The organism is Amycolatopsis aidingensis (genome assembly GCF_018885265.1).
Taxonomy (GTDB): Bacteria; Actinomycetota; Actinomycetes; order Mycobacteriales; family Pseudonocardiaceae; genus Amycolatopsis; species Amycolatopsis aidingensis.
On record NZ_CP076538.1, the window covers coordinates 7,151,406 to 7,167,281 of the forward strand.

18 protein-coding genes, 1 tRNA gene and 1 pseudogene are annotated in these 15,876 nt (G+C 66.7%); 7 read left to right on the forward strand and 13 right to left on the reverse strand.

Going from position 1 to position 15,876, the window contains the following annotated elements; all coding sequences use genetic code 11:
* Positions 1-32: 32 nt before the first annotated feature.
* A complete protein-coding gene (locus KOI47_RS32825) occupies positions 33-335 on the forward strand; it encodes a transposase (protein ID WP_216210990.1) in 303 nt (100 codons plus the stop codon).
* A gap of 268 nt (positions 336-603) precedes the next feature.
* Positions 604-954, forward strand: coding sequence for a hypothetical protein (locus KOI47_RS32830; protein ID WP_216210993.1), 351 nt, complete (start codon positions 604-606; stop codon positions 952-954).
* A 131-nt stretch (positions 955-1,085) separates the two neighbouring features.
* On the opposite strand, the gene KOI47_RS32835 is transcribed toward KOI47_RS32830, so the two are convergent.
* The 5 genes and pseudogenes from KOI47_RS32835 to KOI47_RS36035 all read right to left on the reverse strand — a co-directional run.
* Positions 1,086-1,158 (reverse strand) — tRNA-Lys (locus KOI47_RS32835).
* A gap of 140 nt (positions 1,159-1,298) precedes the next feature.
* Positions 1,299-1,712, reverse strand: coding sequence for a RapZ C-terminal domain-containing protein (locus KOI47_RS32840; RefSeq protein WP_216210996.1), 414 nt, complete (start codon positions 1,710-1,712; stop codon positions 1,299-1,301).
* Complete coding sequence (locus tag KOI47_RS32845) at positions 1,709-2,563, reverse strand: hypothetical protein (protein ID WP_216210999.1); 855 nt, start codon at positions 2,561-2,563, stop codon at positions 1,709-1,711. The genes KOI47_RS32840 and KOI47_RS32845 overlap by 4 nt, the downstream gene beginning before the upstream one ends.
* Positions 2,564-3,091: 528 nt before the next feature.
* The gene (locus KOI47_RS36030; protein WP_408629874.1) at positions 3,092-3,349 is read right to left on the reverse strand and encodes a trypsin-like serine protease; all 258 of its coding nucleotides are present in this window, start codon (positions 3,347-3,349) and stop codon (positions 3,092-3,094) included.
* A gap of 112 nt (positions 3,350-3,461) precedes the next feature.
* Positions 3,462-3,872: pseudogene (locus KOI47_RS36035) on the reverse strand (trypsin-like serine protease); the annotation flags it as partial.
* Here KOI47_RS36035 and KOI47_RS36040 point away from each other — a divergent pair.
* On the forward strand, positions 3,787-4,047 hold the full coding sequence (locus KOI47_RS36040; RefSeq protein ID WP_232376972.1) for a hypothetical protein: 261 nt from the start codon (positions 3,787-3,789) through the stop codon (positions 4,045-4,047). The pseudogene KOI47_RS36035 and the gene KOI47_RS36040 sit on opposite strands and share 86 nt — an antisense overlap.
* 359 nt (positions 4,048-4,406) lie before the next feature.
* Here the strand turns inward: KOI47_RS36040 and KOI47_RS32855 are convergent, their stop codons facing one another.
* From KOI47_RS32855 to KOI47_RS32880, 6 genes are all read right to left on the reverse strand, one after another.
* Positions 4,407-4,706 (reverse strand): hypothetical protein, encoded by a 300-nt coding sequence (locus KOI47_RS32855; RefSeq protein ID WP_216211002.1) that lies wholly within the window; start codon positions 4,704-4,706, stop codon positions 4,407-4,409.
* A gap of 463 nt (positions 4,707-5,169) precedes the next feature.
* Complete coding sequence (locus KOI47_RS32860; protein WP_216211003.1) at positions 5,170-5,571, reverse strand: hypothetical protein; 402 nt, start codon at positions 5,569-5,571, stop codon at positions 5,170-5,172.
* 203 nt (positions 5,572-5,774) lie between these two features.
* Positions 5,775-6,890: a hypothetical protein gene (locus KOI47_RS32865; protein WP_216211005.1), complete on the reverse strand. Its 1,116-nt coding sequence runs from the start codon at positions 6,888-6,890 to the stop codon at positions 5,775-5,777.
* A 160-nt stretch (positions 6,891-7,050) separates the two neighbouring features.
* Positions 7,051-8,361: an NUDIX domain-containing protein gene (locus tag KOI47_RS32870; RefSeq protein WP_216211007.1), complete on the reverse strand. Its 1,311-nt coding sequence runs from the start codon at positions 8,359-8,361 to the stop codon at positions 7,051-7,053.
* Positions 8,362-8,394: 33 nt separating this feature from the next.
* Positions 8,395-8,967, reverse strand: a complete 573-nt coding sequence (locus KOI47_RS32875) for a hypothetical protein (RefSeq protein ID WP_216211010.1) — start codon at positions 8,965-8,967, stop codon at positions 8,395-8,397.
* 333 nt (positions 8,968-9,300) lie between these two features.
* Positions 9,301-10,500, reverse strand: a complete 1,200-nt coding sequence (locus KOI47_RS32880; protein ID WP_216211013.1) for a helix-turn-helix domain-containing protein — start codon at positions 10,498-10,500, stop codon at positions 9,301-9,303.
* An 88-nt stretch (positions 10,501-10,588) separates the two neighbouring features.
* Here KOI47_RS32880 and KOI47_RS32885 point away from each other — a divergent pair, with 88 nt between their 5' ends.
* Together KOI47_RS32885 and KOI47_RS32890 are read left to right on the forward strand one after the other, a co-directional pair.
* Positions 10,589-11,290: an HAD hydrolase-like protein gene (locus tag KOI47_RS32885; RefSeq protein ID WP_216211016.1), complete on the forward strand. Its 702-nt coding sequence runs from the start codon at positions 10,589-10,591 to the stop codon at positions 11,288-11,290.
* Between the two features lie 113 nt (positions 11,291-11,403).
* Entirely contained in the window at positions 11,404-12,594 is a 1,191-nt protein-coding gene (locus tag KOI47_RS32890) for a helix-turn-helix domain-containing protein (RefSeq protein WP_216211019.1), read from the forward strand.
* 10 nt (positions 12,595-12,604) lie between these two features.
* On the opposite strand, the gene KOI47_RS32895 is transcribed toward KOI47_RS32890, so the two are convergent.
* Positions 12,605-12,835 carry a DUF397 domain-containing protein gene (locus KOI47_RS32895; RefSeq protein ID WP_216211021.1) on the reverse strand — a complete coding sequence of 77 codons (231 nt, stop codon included), beginning with the start codon at positions 12,833-12,835 and terminating at the stop codon, positions 12,605-12,607.
* A 34-nt stretch (positions 12,836-12,869) separates the two neighbouring features.
* Positions 12,870-13,691 (reverse strand): helix-turn-helix domain-containing protein, encoded by an 822-nt coding sequence (locus KOI47_RS32900; protein WP_232376410.1) that lies wholly within the window; start codon positions 13,689-13,691, stop codon positions 12,870-12,872.
* Between the two features lie 1,193 nt (positions 13,692-14,884).
* On the opposite strand from KOI47_RS32900, the gene KOI47_RS32905 reads away from it, so the two are divergent.
* Both KOI47_RS32905 and KOI47_RS32910 read left to right on the forward strand, forming a co-directional pair.
* Entirely contained in the window at positions 14,885-15,037 is a 153-nt protein-coding gene (locus KOI47_RS32905) for a hypothetical protein (protein WP_216211023.1), read from the forward strand.
* A gap of 98 nt (positions 15,038-15,135) precedes the next feature.
* Positions 15,136-15,771 carry an RNA polymerase sigma factor gene (locus KOI47_RS32910; RefSeq protein ID WP_216211026.1) on the forward strand — a complete coding sequence of 212 codons (636 nt, stop codon included), beginning with the start codon at positions 15,136-15,138 and terminating at the stop codon, positions 15,769-15,771.
* Positions 15,772-15,876 lie beyond the last annotated feature (105 nt).

Sequence of the window (15,876 nt, forward strand, 5' to 3'; positions counted from 1 at the left end):
GAGGGTCGCCCGGTTCTTCGGGAGATATGGGTGTGGGTTCGACATGCCGTCGATTTACCAAGGAGTACAAGGCGCAGGCAGTCGAGTTTGTCATCGATGCTCTTCGGTCTATTGTCGAGGTCGCACGCAATATCGGTGTGCACGAGATGACGCTGGGGAAATGGGTGAAGAAGGCCAGGGAGTCTGACGACTCGGCGGGTAAGCCGCTGGAGGATTCCGAACGCGCCGAGCTGGCGGTTGTGCGCGGAGAACGTCCATCTGAAGATGCAGGACACCGACGCTGCCAGGTGCGACAGGCGATCACCAGCAGAATGAGACCGCATCCCGGCCAATGAGCTGGCGTACGGACGCCGTAAGCCGACCACACCGCCAGCGGAACCGGATGCAGCAGCGTGAAGGCGTGCTCGACGACTCTCCGGCGGATGCCGAACCCGAGCCGTGTCCAGCGCTCCGACGGGCCGCGATCCTTCGATCACTGCAGGTCAAAGGTACCCCTCAGGCTTCCCCGGTGATCGAACTTGTGTTCTACTCTGGTTGTTGGCGTAAGGACAGCCGGGGTGTTGCCCTGCGGGCTGCCCAGTGAGCATGCGGGAGGTGCGAGCGATGGGTCGGGATCCCCTCTACGAGGCCCGGCACGAGGTCGGGAGGCTGGCCGATGAGTTCCGTGCGCTGACCCGGGCCGCCCCGCCGTTCAAGGTCGTCGAGAGCGACGCAGAGCTGTTGATCTGGGACACCCGATCCGACCTGCGACTCGGTGTGCTGGACGGCCCGTCCTGCTCGTCGATGGCGAACTACCTCAACCTCGTGCACCCTTACAGCGGATACGCGTTGGCCGAGTTGCTGTGGCGCATCGGCGGACATGGTGGCGGGGGCGACATCGTCAACGCGGCACAGAGCCTTTTCATCTCGATGGGGCTCGCGTCGCGGCCAAGCACCTGGCGCCGCCGACGGTGACTGTCGAACGTGTCCGTGTCTCGCCTCAGCGGCTCCTGGGCCGCCGGGTCCTCGGAAGTGCGTCCAGCCAGGCACGCGACGCATCGGCAGTTTGCCGACGGATGAGACGGCGCCTGACCTGCGGAAATCTGTGGGCCGCCCGGGGCTCGAACCCGGAACCTATGGATTAAAAGTCCACAGCTCTACCAATTGAGCTAACGGCCCGTCGCCAGTGAGTCTAACGGGCGGCTGGTTGCCGCCCCGCACGCCGGGCCAGCTCGGCCGCAACCAGGCAGTGCGGGTGGGCGAAGGCCCTCCTGTCGTGATTGCCAGCAAGGCGCGGGACAACGGGCTCGTGGAAGGATTCACTTGGCGGTGGTGTCCGTGCGTCCGCTCCGGCGGTGGATGTCGCGGTGGTGGACACTGACAGTCAGCCCAGTTCGAGACATGAGGGTCGTGATCCGCTCTCCGATGGCCACGCTACGGTTGTGCCCGCCTTTGCAGCCGATCGCCATGGTGACGGCCCGGCCGGAGTACTGCTCGGCCTCGCGGAGGTACGGTTCCAGGAGGTCGAGCAGGGTCATCAGCCACGGTTCGACACGGGGCTGTGTGCACAGCCATTCCTGCACCACGGTGTCGCGGCCGGACAGGTCCGCGTACTCCGGCAGGCTGATCGGGTCCGGCATCCAGCGCACGTCCAACACGAGGTTCGCCACCGGCGGCGGGGCATGGTCGTAGCCGAACGTCACCAGATGCAGAATCGGCGGTGGCCCGTTCACTGGTGCGAGTCCTTGAGCCCCGGCACCTCTGTACGGATAGGCGTGTCCAGGTACAGGGCCTGCGACCAACTGGAGATGGGCACGCCATCCTTCGACTTGGTCATGGTGTGCTGCGGCGGGCCGCAGGCGAGCTTGTAGCCGAACAGGGTCTCCGACTGTGCGCCCTCGGCGCAGGAGCCTTCCCGGATGTGGGTGTGCAGCCAGTCTCGGACCGCGTTGCTGATCTCCGGGGTGGGGAACAGCGACGGCGCGAGGTAGGACACCTCTTGCACGAGGGCGTCCCGTAGTATCTTGCTGTACGTGTCTGGTGTTGTACTGTCAGTCGCGCCCTCCTGGAAGCCTAGGATCTTCACATGCTCGATTCGCTGGCTGCCCTCTGCAGGAGACCGCAGCACGAGCTGGTGGTTCCCTGTCCCGCGTGTCGGGTTTTCGCAGGTGGTGACGTCAGGTGTGACCTCGGCCGGGCGGCACCGATATTCGTGGAACCGAATGGTGTCTTGGAGTCCGGCGATGGTGACCGATTCCGGCCAGCACAGTTTCCGGCGCGGCTGTCCGTCCTGGCCGGAGCAGACGACCGGCACGCCCTCCAGGTCGGGCAGCTTCGGCTCGCTGGGTGTGGGGAGCGGCGGAAGCGTTGACGGCTCGGACCAGCGACTCGCGGCGTGCTCGGTCTCGGGCGGCGCGTCGGTGGTGTCGCAGGCCAGGCTCGTACCGGCCAGCCCGAGCATCAGGGCGCAGACGAGGACGGTGCGGCCGGTGGCGCGCCTCGTCGTGGCACGCTCGGCTGGTGGGTGCTCGCGCTTGCTGACACGAGCGAGGTCGTTACCCCGAGCGCGCTTGCCGGCGGTCACTTCACGTTCCTCCCGGAGCCGCCGGGGAGGTGCAGTTGGCTCACGATGTTCGCCGGGAGTATGATAAGTCGTGGCGTTTCCTCGCTGCGACAAGGAAATTTCCCCTCTTTTCCGATATGGCCTATGGCGTTGTGGGCACGTCCACGATGTGTGTGGCACGCCCGGTTGAATTGGCGCGTTAGCGGTACACGGGATCGGAGATCCGGGCGAATCCCTCGCGAACCGGGTCACGTCCGGCGGAGCTGTTGAGCATTCCTGGGTCCACGCGGGGGTCGACCTCGGTGCAGCTGCTTTCCCAACGCAGGTAGCCGTACACAGCGGCGGTCGCTTCGCGTCGTAGGGCTGCTTGAGCGTGAGAAGGCTGTTGTTCCCAGGTCCCCGACACCGTGCTCCTTCTGTGATGGAGCGCTTGAGCGGCTTCTTCCAATCCGGGGTGGCGACTAGGGCACACGGATAGTTCCTCCTGCGGAGGTGTTGGGGAGGTGCTGGACCCGGTCGGTCGTAGGCCCAGCACCTCGAACGGCGGGCTCAGGGGTTACCGGTGCGGGCCACCTGGTAGATCCAGTCCCGGAAGTCGGGCTGGCTGGTGTAGACGCCGGGTGCAACGCCGCACAGTTTCGTGGCGCCACGGCTGGAACCGCCAACGAGCTGGGGCACGCCGTTGACGAGCTTGTACGCGGGTCCGCCGGAGTCTCCATAGCAGGAGCCGTCGGTCCCGCTCGGGTTGTGGGTGCAGAGTTCCCCGGACGACAAGAAGGCGTCGGCGCAGCGAGACGGGGCGGCCACTGTGGTGTCCAACCGCTGGAGCTGGATCGGCAGGTCGCCGCTGTTGCTGTCGGGCTCGGTGTCGCCCCACCCGTAGAGGGTGATCTTGTTGTTCGGGTGGGCGGGGGGTTCGGGCCAGCTGCACGGTGGGCTGCTGCAGCAGGTGGTCGAGCTTGAGCATGGCGATGTCGTTGACCGGCTTCTTCGGCGCGCCCCGGGCCCAGTTCCAGCCTGGGTGCACGATGATCTTGGTAACCCATGCGGTCTCTCCACCCCGGGTCCGATTCACACTGCCCACGCGGACTTTGAACTTCTTGTCGGCAGTGGGGATCGGCGGCGCGGTCCAGTCGAAGACCTGATGCGCGACCGGGGATCCGGAGGGCGGGTCGGTGACGCAATGCGCGGCGGTGACGACCCAGCCGCGGAAGACGAGCGCGCCGCCGCAGGTGTGGTAGTCGATGTACCTCTCGCCGTGGGCGGGCGCGTCGTACTGCAGCGAGGTGATGCCGGGCGGCGCGACCGAGGCGGGGTGCCCGCCGATGATGTACGGCTGTGCCTGTCCGAGAGGTGTGTCCGCGGCGAGCGCGGTGACCGAGGTGGCGACGGTGGTGAGGGTGGCCGCGACCGCCCCCAACAGCAAGGTTGTTCTCTTCACGTGGATTCTTCCGGTTTCGCTTGGTTTGTTCGTCTACTACGAGCTATGTGCTGTCGATTGGTGAGGCGTACCGCGCGGCTAACGGCCGTGGGGATCCGCCCGTCCGATGCCGGGTTCGCTGGTCCGTCAACCTTTCTTCCGCATGGGTGGCGCGGAGGGCATTACCGCACGAGCCTTTTGTCGTGTGGGCTTGAGAGGAGGGTCTGCGGAGGCGTTATCGGCCTCGGATGGCCAATTAAGGGCGCCGCAGTCACCGAAGTGCAGGCAGTGCGCGATCTCTCGCGTATCCAGGGTCGCGGCCCGCTGTTCGAGGTCGGCGAGGATAGCGAGGAACGCAGGGTGGTGCATCGCCGTCACGATCGGGATTGTGCGGTGGGTACCGCAGCCTTCGATGCTGCCACAGGGGGTGATCTTCGCGACCCATCATCCTTTGTAGAGATTGAACTCACAGTCCAGTTCGGCGAGACCGAGGTCCGCGGGGAGGCGCTTGCGGTGGTTCTGCAGTAGACCTGCGAAACTGCGGGGGTAGGATACGAGTCCTGCGTCGTCACCGCCGTCGAGTGGTGTCCAGCCACGTTTGCCGAACCAGTCGATCAGGAGTTCTGCCGCATCGGTCGATGAGCACAGGCTCTTGTTCAGGGACGCCTGTTGCGACTCTACGGTTTCTGCGTAGCGGAAGATGTCGACGCCTCGGACGAATGTGTGTGTGATCGGGGAATTCATACGTACTGCCTGATGTGGTGTCGAGGATTGGCGGGGTATGGCGTGGTCACGGGGGGTCGTGGTCGATGGCGGCGCCCGGTTCGTCGTCTCCTGGGGTCGGGGCGGCTGGGCGTGAGCTTGGGTGGTCGGTGGGGCGGGCCGGGGAGGTGAGGTATCGGCGAGGCCGGAGTTGCGGGCGCCTTGCTGGTACCGGACGCTGCGGTGGCTCGGCGCTCGGTGCGCGGATCCGGGGTATGCGGAGGGTGGGCTGGTACTCGCGTCGGTGGTGCAGGTCGGGATCCACGCGGGGCCAGGCCGGCTGGTGTGCTTCGGCGCGCACCCGAGCTGCGATCGTGGCCACAGAGTCTTTGCGCGCATGCCACCTTTGCCGCCGTCGCCGAGCGCGGAGCCACAGCAGCACCGCAGTCAAAACCGTGCCGGTGGGCAAGCCGTAGGCCAGGACTTGGGTGATCACGAGGACCGATCACGACCGCAACACCACCCACGCGCTCGGGCCGCGACGCCATTCGTGGGCTTGGCCAGAAGCAGCGCAGCGGCGGTCGTCGGGCTCAGGGCTGCGGGCACTGCCCGCTACGGCAAGGTCCAGTGACGACCGGATTCCCCGGCCGTGATCGTGCTCGAGCAAGGTCCGGATGATGGTCACGCCCTGGGCCACCAGGTCGAGGTCGGCCACCAGTTCGACGGTCTCGCAGCGGCCGACGAATTGCCCGACATCCGTGATGGCCAGCACGACGGGTAGAAGCCTTTCCTGAGGTCGAAGGGTGAAGCGTGGCGCGCGGTGGTCGAGCGCCGTACGCGGATGGCGCGCGGGTTCGACGTGGAAGCTGCTGGGAACCAGGCGGTCCCTACCTGCGGTGCTGGCCATCGCGAGGTCGATGCCGGGGCGCGCCGACGGGTGCAATCGCGTGGTCCACGGTGGCGGCGAGGGCCTCGTGCATACGGTTGCGGGTAGCGACGACCTCGACGCACGGGTTGTAGTCGAACCCGTCCCGGTGGCGCTCCCTGCCCAGACGTTCTGCACCGTGCATCGCACTCGCGCGGAGCAACGGCCGGGTTGATCGCTGCCGGTCATGTGGTTTCTCCCCGGCCGGCATCGTCAGAAGCGGTGCTGGTGGCGGCCAGGAACGCGCGTGCGGCAGCGATGACTGAGGTCCGTGCTTGGCCGGTGTAGCCGGTGCTGGCTGTGGCGAACAGCCACGGGCCGAGCCGCGCTACGAATGCCAGCCATACGCGCTTGGCGAGCACGTCAAGGTCGGGGTTCAGGTCGCGGGCACCATGCCAGGCCGCTATCAACGGATCCGGCCAACCGGCCGCCCCACTGTCGCTCCGCGGCCGTGGTTCTGCCGCGCGCCACGCGAGCAGGTCGTTCAGCACCGTGCGTGGGCAGCGGCCCAGGCCGAGGTCGCTGACCCACGGCGGCACGGGCGTCCCCGGACGTGCAGGTTCGAGCGGGGCAAGCCTCAGAGCGGCCTTCACCAGGCCGAGGACCTCGGCCGCATCCAGAACAGGTCGCGCCTCCCACGTCTCCTGCGCGTCCAGCACGGGAAGGCGGGGCAAGGTCTGGCCGATGTCGAGTCCGGCGTGGCGGGCGGCGGCCACGATGCCTAGCCCGTGGCCGTGTGACCAGCCCATGTCTACCAACATCGAGCGCCGGGTGAGCGCTGCGGTAACGGCCTCGGCAGAAAGGACCAGGGTGCGGGCCTGCGGGTCGAGCAGCAGGAATCCGAGCGTGGGCGCGCACAACGGGCGCAGCACGTGAATCGCGAGCAGCCGACGCCACCAAGGGGCTGCCAATGGGCAGCACACAGCCCCCTGCCGTGGCTGCTCGACCAACCTGCCCATCCCGGCGGCCAGCCGGCTCGCGGGTGCGGATGCGTCGAGATCGGCGGGCACCTCGGGATCGGCCACCACCACGGTCTCGGCACCCGTCTGCTGGGCGTGGCGTAGGCCGTGCTCCACCGCCGTGCCCCAGTTGGCGCCCGGCCGCGGCAGCACCCGGTGCGGCGCACGTAGCCCGCAAGACGTGAACCGTAGGTGGACGGTTGGATCCACGGGACTACTGGTGTCGATCAGCACTGTGCTCACTGGCCGACCCGCTGCCCCGGCCAGTACCGCGTCCTCAGTACGCGGTGCGATCACCCCGATCCTCGCCGCGTGCGCGGCGAGGGCAGGCAGCACGATCATCACGGGCCCCGGCGGGCGTGCTGGGGCGGCGGAACCCCGGGCAGGGGAGGGCGTCTGTAGCGTGCCCGGTGGTTCCGCCGCCCCAGTCCTCGCCCGGTCCCCTGCGGACCCCGGGGGACGGGCCGTCGCGGGGTCGGGCGAGGACTCCGGGGGCGGGGTCTTACTCACTGCCATCGGCGGGTTCTCCCCTCCGATACAGCTGCGATTCCGTGCCAGGCCACGCGATGTCGCTCGTGCCGAGCGAGTGCAGAGCCGTGTCGACGGTGGTGTTGTCTGCTCGCATACTCCAGCGGACATGGGCTCCGTTCTGGGCATCGATGACCATGCTCGGCACGCCATCCAGACCGCGCAGCACCAACAGCGCCCGCTGCGGCGGCAACAGCAGGCGCGCCTTCAGACGACCACTGGACGGATCCGGCCGCGGAGGCAGGACCTCGTCGAGGCAGGCGATCATCCGCACGTCCGCCTCAACGGCCCCATCAGGGTTCGGCGTGGCCAGCCAGCCAAGGTAGGTGAGGTTGGTCAGCGTGACCGCCAACTCCTCGGCGACTTCGCGACGCGCGGTCACCTCCCACGAGCCCTCCTCCCCCGGTTCCGGGCAACCACCGGGAATCCCGAACGACCCGTGGTCGGCGAACAGTGCCAACCGTCCCTCGCGGTCGAACACGAACACAGCCACCCGCCGTACTGGCACTTCGGCAGGTACATCACTGCCGACATGCCAGGAATCGGCGCCTGCCTGGTCTTCGGGACTGAGATCGACACCGAGCGCCGATGCCCACGCCAAGTACGAGCGTGCCTGGGCCTGCGCCTTCGCTTCGATCGCGGACGACTCGGCGGTCGCCAGCTCCCAGTATGTTTTGCCGATTGACTTCAGCAGCTGGTGCGCGAGCCTGTTCAGCGGCGACCCCGTTCGCAAATCCGCGTCCAGCGGCCCGGCCGGGCTGGCGGTGTCGATGAAGGACATGACGGGACTCTCGACGATTCCATCTTGGAGCTGGCGCATCTCAGAGCTGAACCGCAGCAGGGCCCGCTCTACCTGCTTGCGGTTCTCGGGGGCGTCGCGGTACCGAGCCATTACCTGCGCCACGCCGAGCGCGTCGTCGGGATCGTCCAACAACGAGCACCACACATAACCGTCGCACCCGGGCGCCGTGATCGGTGCCGCATCTGCGACCGTGACCACGATGGTTTGGTATGCGATGAGCTGGCCGTCGAGCGTGTGATGGTCCATCGTGCCCAACTCGCCCGTGACCGTGGCGTCCAATGCAGTCGCTTCGCGTACTACCCGCAGCGCTGCGGCATCCGTCGACTCGCCAGAGTGTTGCTCACCTTCGGGAAGAAACGGCTCGACACCGCCTGCTATCGGTTTCCGTAGCAGAAGCAGGAACTGGCCACGATGCACCACTAATACTCTTATCGGGCTGGCGTCGGCACAACGCGGACCTGTCGCCGTTTCGTCATAGTGCACGGAATTCGACTCCTGAAAATGAGTGTGTGTTCACTAGTGCAGCGGAAGTGGTGACCGCGTACGATCGGGTGTCCACAGACGTGGTGCGGGGACAAGAACCAATCGCGACGTTGCATCAGGCGGTGGTAGACAAAGTAGTTCGTTTACGCAGGAGAACAAGTCGTCCTCGTGCTTCCACGTCACGCCACCGCCGTGTCCTGGATAGTCCACGATCCGTTGCGCCAGGCACTCCTTGATGCTGCGGAGGCGAAGCATGTCCGTCACATCGGAGCCTGGATGCTCGTACGCCCCGACGAGTTCGGTCAGTTCTCCGTTCTGATCGTTGAGGGGAAAGAAGATCCAGCCGATGTTACGCAGTTGCGCTAACGAGTCCGCAACCTGCGGCGCCTCGGCGTAGGTGTCGAGTTCCGCCATATTTTCCCTCCCGCGCGGAATCGTCACTGACAAGAATCCGACCTGGTTCGTTTTGTGGCGATTGACTCGTGTTCGGATGTAATCTAGGGCGCCGAAACACCGCAGGACGGCGACCGATCGCGCCTCAGCACTTGTCGTCGCAGCCCACCGCCCGCTGTCGCTTTCTCGGCATTCGAGGAAACGAATCGTCATCGCCAGCTCCCTTCGCGCATCGTTGCGCTGCGTGAAGAAGTCGAGACTATGAGCGACTGTCCGGGTGAACTATCACCAAATCATCACCCTTGATCATCGGTGCGCTGCCCGAACCGAAGTCGGTCCCTACGAGCCGCCTCCCTTCGCCTGGTCGCAAACTGATTCACCTGCACGGCGCCGGGCTTGTGGTGCGTGTTCACGGCCAGCCCTGTGCGTGCGGTTGGGCGAGCTCGGTGACGTGTCAGCGTCGTGCCGAAGCTGACGCTATGGTGGTTACTGACGGGTAACCCGAACTGTCAGTTCGGGTGTGTGGGTGGCCAGCGGCGCCTTATGTCAGAAGCGGACGCCGATGCTGCGCGCGAGTCGGGACGCCTCGGCGGAGACGGATCGACGGCCGCGTTCGATGGCGGCTCGCAGCAGCCGGTGCGCGGAGGGCCGGTAGCGGAGGTCTTCGGGAGCTTCGCGGGCGGTTGTACGCAGCAGCGGCAGACTGCGGCCGTAGTCACGGCGCTGCTGGTAGCCCTTGGCCTGGTCGAGCAGGAAGGCCACGCGCCGTTCGATCGAGGGCGCCCGCTCATGCTGGATGCGCTCGGCCAGACGCAAACCTTCGACCGCCTCGCCGGATTCCACCTCGATGCTGACTGCGTACAGGGCCACGTTGGTGGGACCGAAGGCTGTCCAGCACGTGTTGCGCTCACCCGTTTTGGCGGCGAACGGGGTGGCCAGCCGGAGTCGGTCGCGGGCGGCCCAGGCGTCGCCCTTGCGTACGGCGGCGACGGCGCCGACGAGTAGTAATGCCCCGGACAGCGCTGCGGCATCGAGATCGCCGTTCGTCGTGAGCGGCCGGAGGTCGTCGACGGCGTGCATGGCCACCTCTTCGGCGCCCTCGGCTTCCTTGTCGGCAAGTAGGACTTGGGCCAGGTTCCACTGCGCGCCGGCCAGCCGGATCGGATCGTCGGCTGCCTCTGCGGCGCGAGCGGCTCGGTCGGCGACCAGCAGGGACAAGTCCTCGCGGCCGATGCGTTTGGTCACGGTACGAAGTAGGCAGTAGAGATCGGCGACCGACCTGTACGCGGCGCGGCTTGTCTCCGGGTCTGCGGTGCGGAGCGCTCTCTCCGTATCGGCGATCAGAGCAGGCAGGCGAGTGGTTACGGCGCTGTAGCGCCGGGGCGAGGTTTGCCAGACCTTCCACGTGTCGAGCACGCCGCGGCGCACCGCCTCGACTCCGCATGAAGCGGGCGAGGGCACCGGCGGATTGGTCAGCGCGCGATAGATCGCATCTCCAGCGTTGCCGTCGGGACGTTGCCGAGCAGGAGCAGGCAGGGCACCGAGCAGGTCAGCAAGGTCGACGCGCAGGACGGTTGCCAGTTGGGCCAGTACGGGCAACGTCGGAACCTTGAGGCCGCGCTCGATCTGGTACAAGTAGTCGGGTGTGATCCCCGTCAACCCAGCGACGACCGCCTTGGTCTGGTGACGGTCGGTCCGGAAGAACCGGATTCGCTCGCCCACTACGCGCGCCAGGTGATCGTCCATCGAGAAGTTCCTGATTCCCTCCACGGTCGCGACCAGGATAAACGATCTCGACCACGGTATGGCCCGCCGTCGGTGAAAGACTCTCGGTATGAGTGCGCCGCAACTGCCCAGCCTGCTGGTGCTATGGGATGTCGACCACACCCTGATCGAAACTCGCGGCGTGGGCCGCGCGATCTACGACCGTGCTTTCAGTGAGGCGACCGGCAAGCCGCTGGTACAGCTTGCGGTGATCTCGGGCCGGACCGAACTCGACATCATGAGCGAATCCTTGCGGCTCAACGGTGTCGAGCCCACCGAGGACGCCGTCGACAGGCTCGCGAACGCCTTGGTCGACTGCTACCGCGCGATGGCCGACCACCTCGCCACCGCCGGGCGGGCGTTGCCCGGAGCCCAGCAGACCCTCGCCGCACTGGCGGCCGATGCTCGTGTTCACCAAGGTGTGCTGACTGGCAACCTGCGCGAGGTTGCCCGGATCAAACTCAAGGTCTTCGGCCTCGATACGTATCTCGACTTGGAGGCCAGTGCCTACGGCGACGACGACGCCCATCGTCCACGACTGGTGCGGACCGCTCAACGCCGCGCCACCGATCGCACCGGCGTGGCGTTCGACAACAGCCGTACCGTGCTGATCGGCGACACACCCAACGACGTCAGGGCCGCGCTGACCGCCGGCGTCCGTGCGATCGCGGTCGCGACCGGCAAAAGCACCGAAGCAGACCTGCGCGCGAGCGGCGCCATCGACGTCATCCCCGCGCTGAACCCGGACGTCGTGGCCCGCTTGCTAGCGTGAGAAAGGACCGGGTTAAGGCGGCCGGATGCCGGCCTGCCAAACGGAGGTCAACAGCCGACTAAGCCCCAGGTCGGTAGCATGAACAGTGCGGCACGCAGGGGAGGTGCAGGTCCATGACACCCGAGGAAGAAGGCCCGGTCGGCGTCGGTCGGCGGGTTCGAGCCGCGCGGAAGCTCCACACCAACCTCAGCCAGCAGCAGTTGGCCGACCGCATGCACGTGTCGCTCTCGCTGGTGCAGAAGGTTGAGCAAGGGCTCAAGCCAGCGACTCACTCGTTTGTCACCGAGGCCGCGCGCGCTCTGAACCTCACCGTGTACGACCTGTACGACCAGCCCAGCCCCCAGTTCGGCGCGGAACGTGAAGGCATCGCCGGGGTGGAAACCGCTGTCATCGCAGGCCCCGCTCTGGCCAGCGACGCACGACCCAAGCCGCTTGACCGGCTCGGCGAGGCGGTAGATCAGGTGGCCGAACTGCAGCGCCGGTCCCGCTACCACCGGTCTTCGGCCCTCATGCCCGATCTGCTCGAAGCACTGCACACCGCCGCCGCACAGGCCCAGCCAGGCGCCGAAGCCGAGCGCGCCCACTACCTGCTGGCGAGCTTGTACCAGTGCGCGACAATCTGCCTGCACCGCCTCGGGTCACCGCTGGCCGGTCAGGCGGCCGAACGCGCCGCGGATGCGGCGACGCAGTCCGGGGATCCGTTGCTCGCCGCGCTGTGCCGAGGCGAGATCGGACTGCCGCTGATGCACCGCGGCGCATACGACGCTGCCGAGCGCCTCGCCGCGGCAGGACGCGCACTCGTCGAGACCGAGCCCACCGGACCCGGCTCACTCACCGTGCGCGGCTACCTGCACCTGCGCTCAGCTATCCTCGCCGCCCGCGTCGGCGACCGGAGTACCTCGGATGCGCATCTCGCCGAAGCAGCCTCCTGCGCAGCCAGGCTACCGGCCGACGCCGACCTGTACGACACCGCATTCAGCGCGACCAACGTGCGCATCCACGACGTAGCCGCCGCCGTCGAACTCGGCGACGGCGGCACCGCCCTCTCCCGCAACACGCCGCTGCCGCCCGGAACTATGACCTCGCGCCAGGGACACCACCACATCGACCTGGCCCGCGCTTGGCTGCTGCACGGTAAGCGCGAGCAGGCGTTCGAGGAGCTGAACACCGCCCGAGTGCTCGCGCCCCAGCTGACTCGCTACCACCCGCAGGTCCGGGAAACCTTGGTCACCCTGGCGTACCACGACCGGCGCAAGTCCGACACCCTTGCAGGGTTCGCCCGCTGGGCAGGTATCCGGCTCTGAACCGCCCTGGTCAGCGACGCTGGAAGGCCCCCGACTCCACCGCGCCGACGAAGGCGTTCCACTCGCCGTTGTCGAACACGAGTACCGCGCCGTCGGGGTCCTTGCTGTCGCGCACACCGACCGCGTTCGTGGTGAAAGAGACTTCGACACACTCGTTCCCGTTCGGTTGGCTCAGCGGCGACTTGACCCACTCGCGGAAGTCGGTGTCGAGGTGCGGCTTGTGGCCATTCTGGATGTTCATGATCCGGCGTACCCTTCGAGTGCTTCGGGTCCTGCTACAGGTCGGCAACGAAGTCGAGTAGGAACCGTCGTGCTCGTTCCTGGCCGATGGCTGCGGCCTTCTGCTGATCGAACAGCTCCAGGTAGCGGGAGATCTTGTTCCCGCCGACGTACTCGCCGCCATCATGCGTCTCAAGGTAGACGATGCTCACCGGAGTCCTGGTGTCGTACTCGAACACGGTGTAGTCGTGCTCCTGACCCATGTAGTAGCCGACCTCGAACGGGACAATCTGCAGTTCGACGTTGGGGCGGTCGATCACCTCGACCAACCGTATTATCTGGGGCTTCATCTCCTTCGGGCTGATCGGTGTCCGCCGGAGCGCGGCCTCGTCGATGATGAACCAGAACGTCTGACCAGCATTGTCGAGCACACGCTGGCGACCGAGCCGGTTCGCTGTGTCCCGGTCGATCTCGTCCTGGGTGGGCGAGGGTCGCCAGGCCCGGAACTGCGCCCGCATATACGCCTCGGTCTGCAGGAGACCGGGCACCACCATCGAACGATGTGACAGCATCCGGTTGCAGCTGGGCTCCATGTCCACCAGCAGCCGCATGTGGTGCTTGAACCGGGTGCTGAACGCACCGCGTTTGGTCCGCCGATTACTTTCCGCCTGCAGAGCCCGCGCGTAGGCGGCGTCGTTCTCATCGGCTCCGTAGAGCTCCAGCAGCGCATCCAGCTCCGTCGCGGCCTTGATGCCACTGCCACCTTCGGCCTGAGCGATCTTGGACTGACCACACCGTAGCCGCTGGGCGGCTTGTTCCTGGGTGACCGCCGATTGAAGGCGCAAGCGTTCGAGCTCGGCTCCGAGCACCTTCTTCATAACCGCAGGTGGCATGCCCTGGTGCTGACTCACGCCACTCTCCTTACCCGATCGCGTCACCCCGCAGCGGAAGGTGATCGCACATCACCCATACGGATGACTATCTAACTCTAATATTCAAGTTACTGTCGATAGGTGCCGGACTGAAAGCCCAGTACATGGAGGGGTACCCAGTGGCAACTATTCAAACTAGCATCGCCGCAGAGGCAGGACTCCACTCCGCGCCGTGGAACCTCGCCGCCAGCTCATTGGCTGCGCCGATTGCTGGGGTGGCGGCTGGAGCACTCCTTCTGGCGGGCTGCGTGGCTGGAGCCGGTGCAGGGTGGTGGTACGCCGCCGAGCATCGGCGAGTGCACCGGTGCCGCGCCGAGCGATCACCACTCCTGGCCCCCGAGCCACCGGCGACCGGGCTCCATCCTCCCGCCTCCCGGGATGTCGAGACCGCCACCGGCCACGCAGCCCCTCCACCTCCCGTGTTTACGGCCAACCCGTCGCAGGACAGAACCGGTCAACCAACGTCAGGAAGGAGGCCGCTATGAAAGGCCGAAGGTGCGCTCGCCCCCTGCTCACCCTGCTTGCGCGGCTGGGCTGGCAGCCAGATCCGCAGACATGGACGGTGCGGTGCTGGGACCTGGACGGGCACCGGAGAAGCGTCCGGGTGTCGATGGGCGAGCGGGGTCCCCAAATCAGCTTCGACCGCCCTGGCACGGCAGAGTTCGATCCATTGGCGGCGGGCCGCCTGCGAGCGGCCCTGCGCGATGCCATCGAACTTCACGCAACACTGTCCAATTTGGACTATTCGCCCAACGTTCGACAACATCCCGGACCAGTTCCTACGCCGCACGCGGCCTGGCCAACGGCCCGCTGCGCGGGGACGGAGGAGCGAGTCCGAATCACGCTGTCCTCGGCCGTTGGGGACGATGCCCGGCGCGGTCGCCACGCACGCCACGCAGCCGTACCGCCGTCACCACAAGCCACCGCTCGGACGGACGTGAGCCCGCCACAGCTCCGGGAGGTGGCCTGACATGGGGCGGCCGTGGGCGCGCAGGGAGGTGACGTGTCATAAGCCGTCACGCGCTGGGCGAAACTCGCAGACCACCGGGGCAATTGCCCATGACGGACGCCTGCGTTGACGCAGGCGACGACGAGGGTATGTCGCCCACCATGCCATCGAGGAGCAGCCGGAACCCACGGTGCTGTTCACGCAGGTTCTGGCGGACCTGAAGATCCAGAAACAGAAACCTGACCGCGATGGTGCGCGTGCATCCGTACCAGGAGCGGCGCTGACGGAGATGCGCGATGCGGCGACCGAGTTCGCCACCAACGTCATGACCCGCAACAGCTAACCGAGTCATCCGGTTCCGCTCAGCCAGGATGCAGCCCGAGCCAGGCGAGGGTCGTCACCGTTTGCGGGAAACATCTAACACTGAACGGAGGGCGTGCCGTGGACACTGAGGTAACTGACCGCGTGCGCGGCGGCGACCTTGAGGCGCTTGGTCACTTGTTTGACCTCTACCGGGATGACGCCTACCGGGTAGCGCGGGGTCAAACCTCCTCGCGTTTCGATGCCGATGAGCTGGTGGCCAAGGCGTTCGACAAGACCATGATGGCGTTGTTGAACGGTCATGGACCTCGTGACGACACATTTTGGGCCTATCTGAGTGTGGTGATCCGACGGGAGGCCGCGGACGCTGGCCGCCGTGCGACAAGAGACCGCGTGCTGGCCGAGCGGATGGCGACGGAACCGACCGTGCCCCACGGGGTCGAGCGGGCAGTGCACGACCGAGTGTTGGTGGCGGCTGCTGCGGAAGCCTACAACCGGTTGTCGCCGCGGCATCGCCTTGTGCTGCGTCTGACCGTGATCGAGCGCCGGAGGAAACCGACGGTGTGCGCGGTGATGGGCCTGAAGCCGGGTGCGGTGGACGCTCTGGCCTGCCGCGCCCGTAAAGAGCTGCGGCGGTGGTTCACCGAACAGCATCGCGAGCTCGACGCTGCCTCGGATAGCGAGCAGCTACGGCCACGCGCGTTGCGACACATCGTTACCGTTCACCCCGGTGACAGGCGGAACGAATCACGATGAGGCTACTCAACGGCCAGCAACGCGTCCTGTGTCGCGCTTGTTTCGTGGACGAGCAATCCACGTCGACGTGCCCTCCCCGGAAGCGAGGTCGAGCTGGGATCACCG

What these genes read in the sequence shown, in the direction of transcription:
- KOI47_RS32830 (WP_216210993.1), top strand. Translation starts at nt 604, where the DNA reads ATGGGTCGGGATCCCCTCTACGAGGCCCGGCACGAGGTCGGGAGGCTG.
- KOI47_RS36040 (WP_232376972.1), top strand. Translation starts at nt 3,787, where the DNA reads ATGTACCTCTCGCCGTGGGCGGGCGCGTCGTACTGCAGCGAGGTGATG.
- KOI47_RS32855 (WP_216211002.1), bottom strand. Translation starts at nt 4,706, where the DNA reads ATGAATTCCCCGATCACACACACATTCGTCCGAGGCGTCGACATCTTC.
- KOI47_RS32860 (WP_216211003.1), bottom strand. Translation starts at nt 5,571, where the DNA reads ATGGCCAGCACCGCAGGTAGGGACCGCCTGGTTCCCAGCAGCTTCCAC.
- KOI47_RS32865 (WP_216211005.1), bottom strand. Translation starts at nt 6,890, where the DNA reads ATGATCGTGCTGCCTGCCCTCGCCGCGCACGCGGCGAGGATCGGGGTG.
- KOI47_RS32875 (WP_216211010.1), bottom strand. Translation starts at nt 8,967, where the DNA reads ATGACGATTCGTTTCCTCGAATGCCGAGAAAGCGACAGCGGGCGGTGG.
- KOI47_RS32880 (WP_216211013.1), bottom strand. Translation starts at nt 10,500, where the DNA reads ATGGACGATCACCTGGCGCGCGTAGTGGGCGAGCGAATCCGGTTCTTC.
- KOI47_RS32885 (WP_216211016.1), top strand. Translation starts at nt 10,589, where the DNA reads ATGAGTGCGCCGCAACTGCCCAGCCTGCTGGTGCTATGGGATGTCGAC.
- KOI47_RS32890 (WP_216211019.1), top strand. Translation starts at nt 11,404, where the DNA reads ATGACACCCGAGGAAGAAGGCCCGGTCGGCGTCGGTCGGCGGGTTCGA.
- KOI47_RS32895 (WP_216211021.1), bottom strand. Translation starts at nt 12,835, where the DNA reads ATGAACATCCAGAATGGCCACAAGCCGCACCTCGACACCGACTTCCGC.
- KOI47_RS32900 (WP_232376410.1), bottom strand. Translation starts at nt 13,691, where the DNA reads ATGAAGAAGGTGCTCGGAGCCGAGCTCGAACGCTTGCGCCTTCAATCG.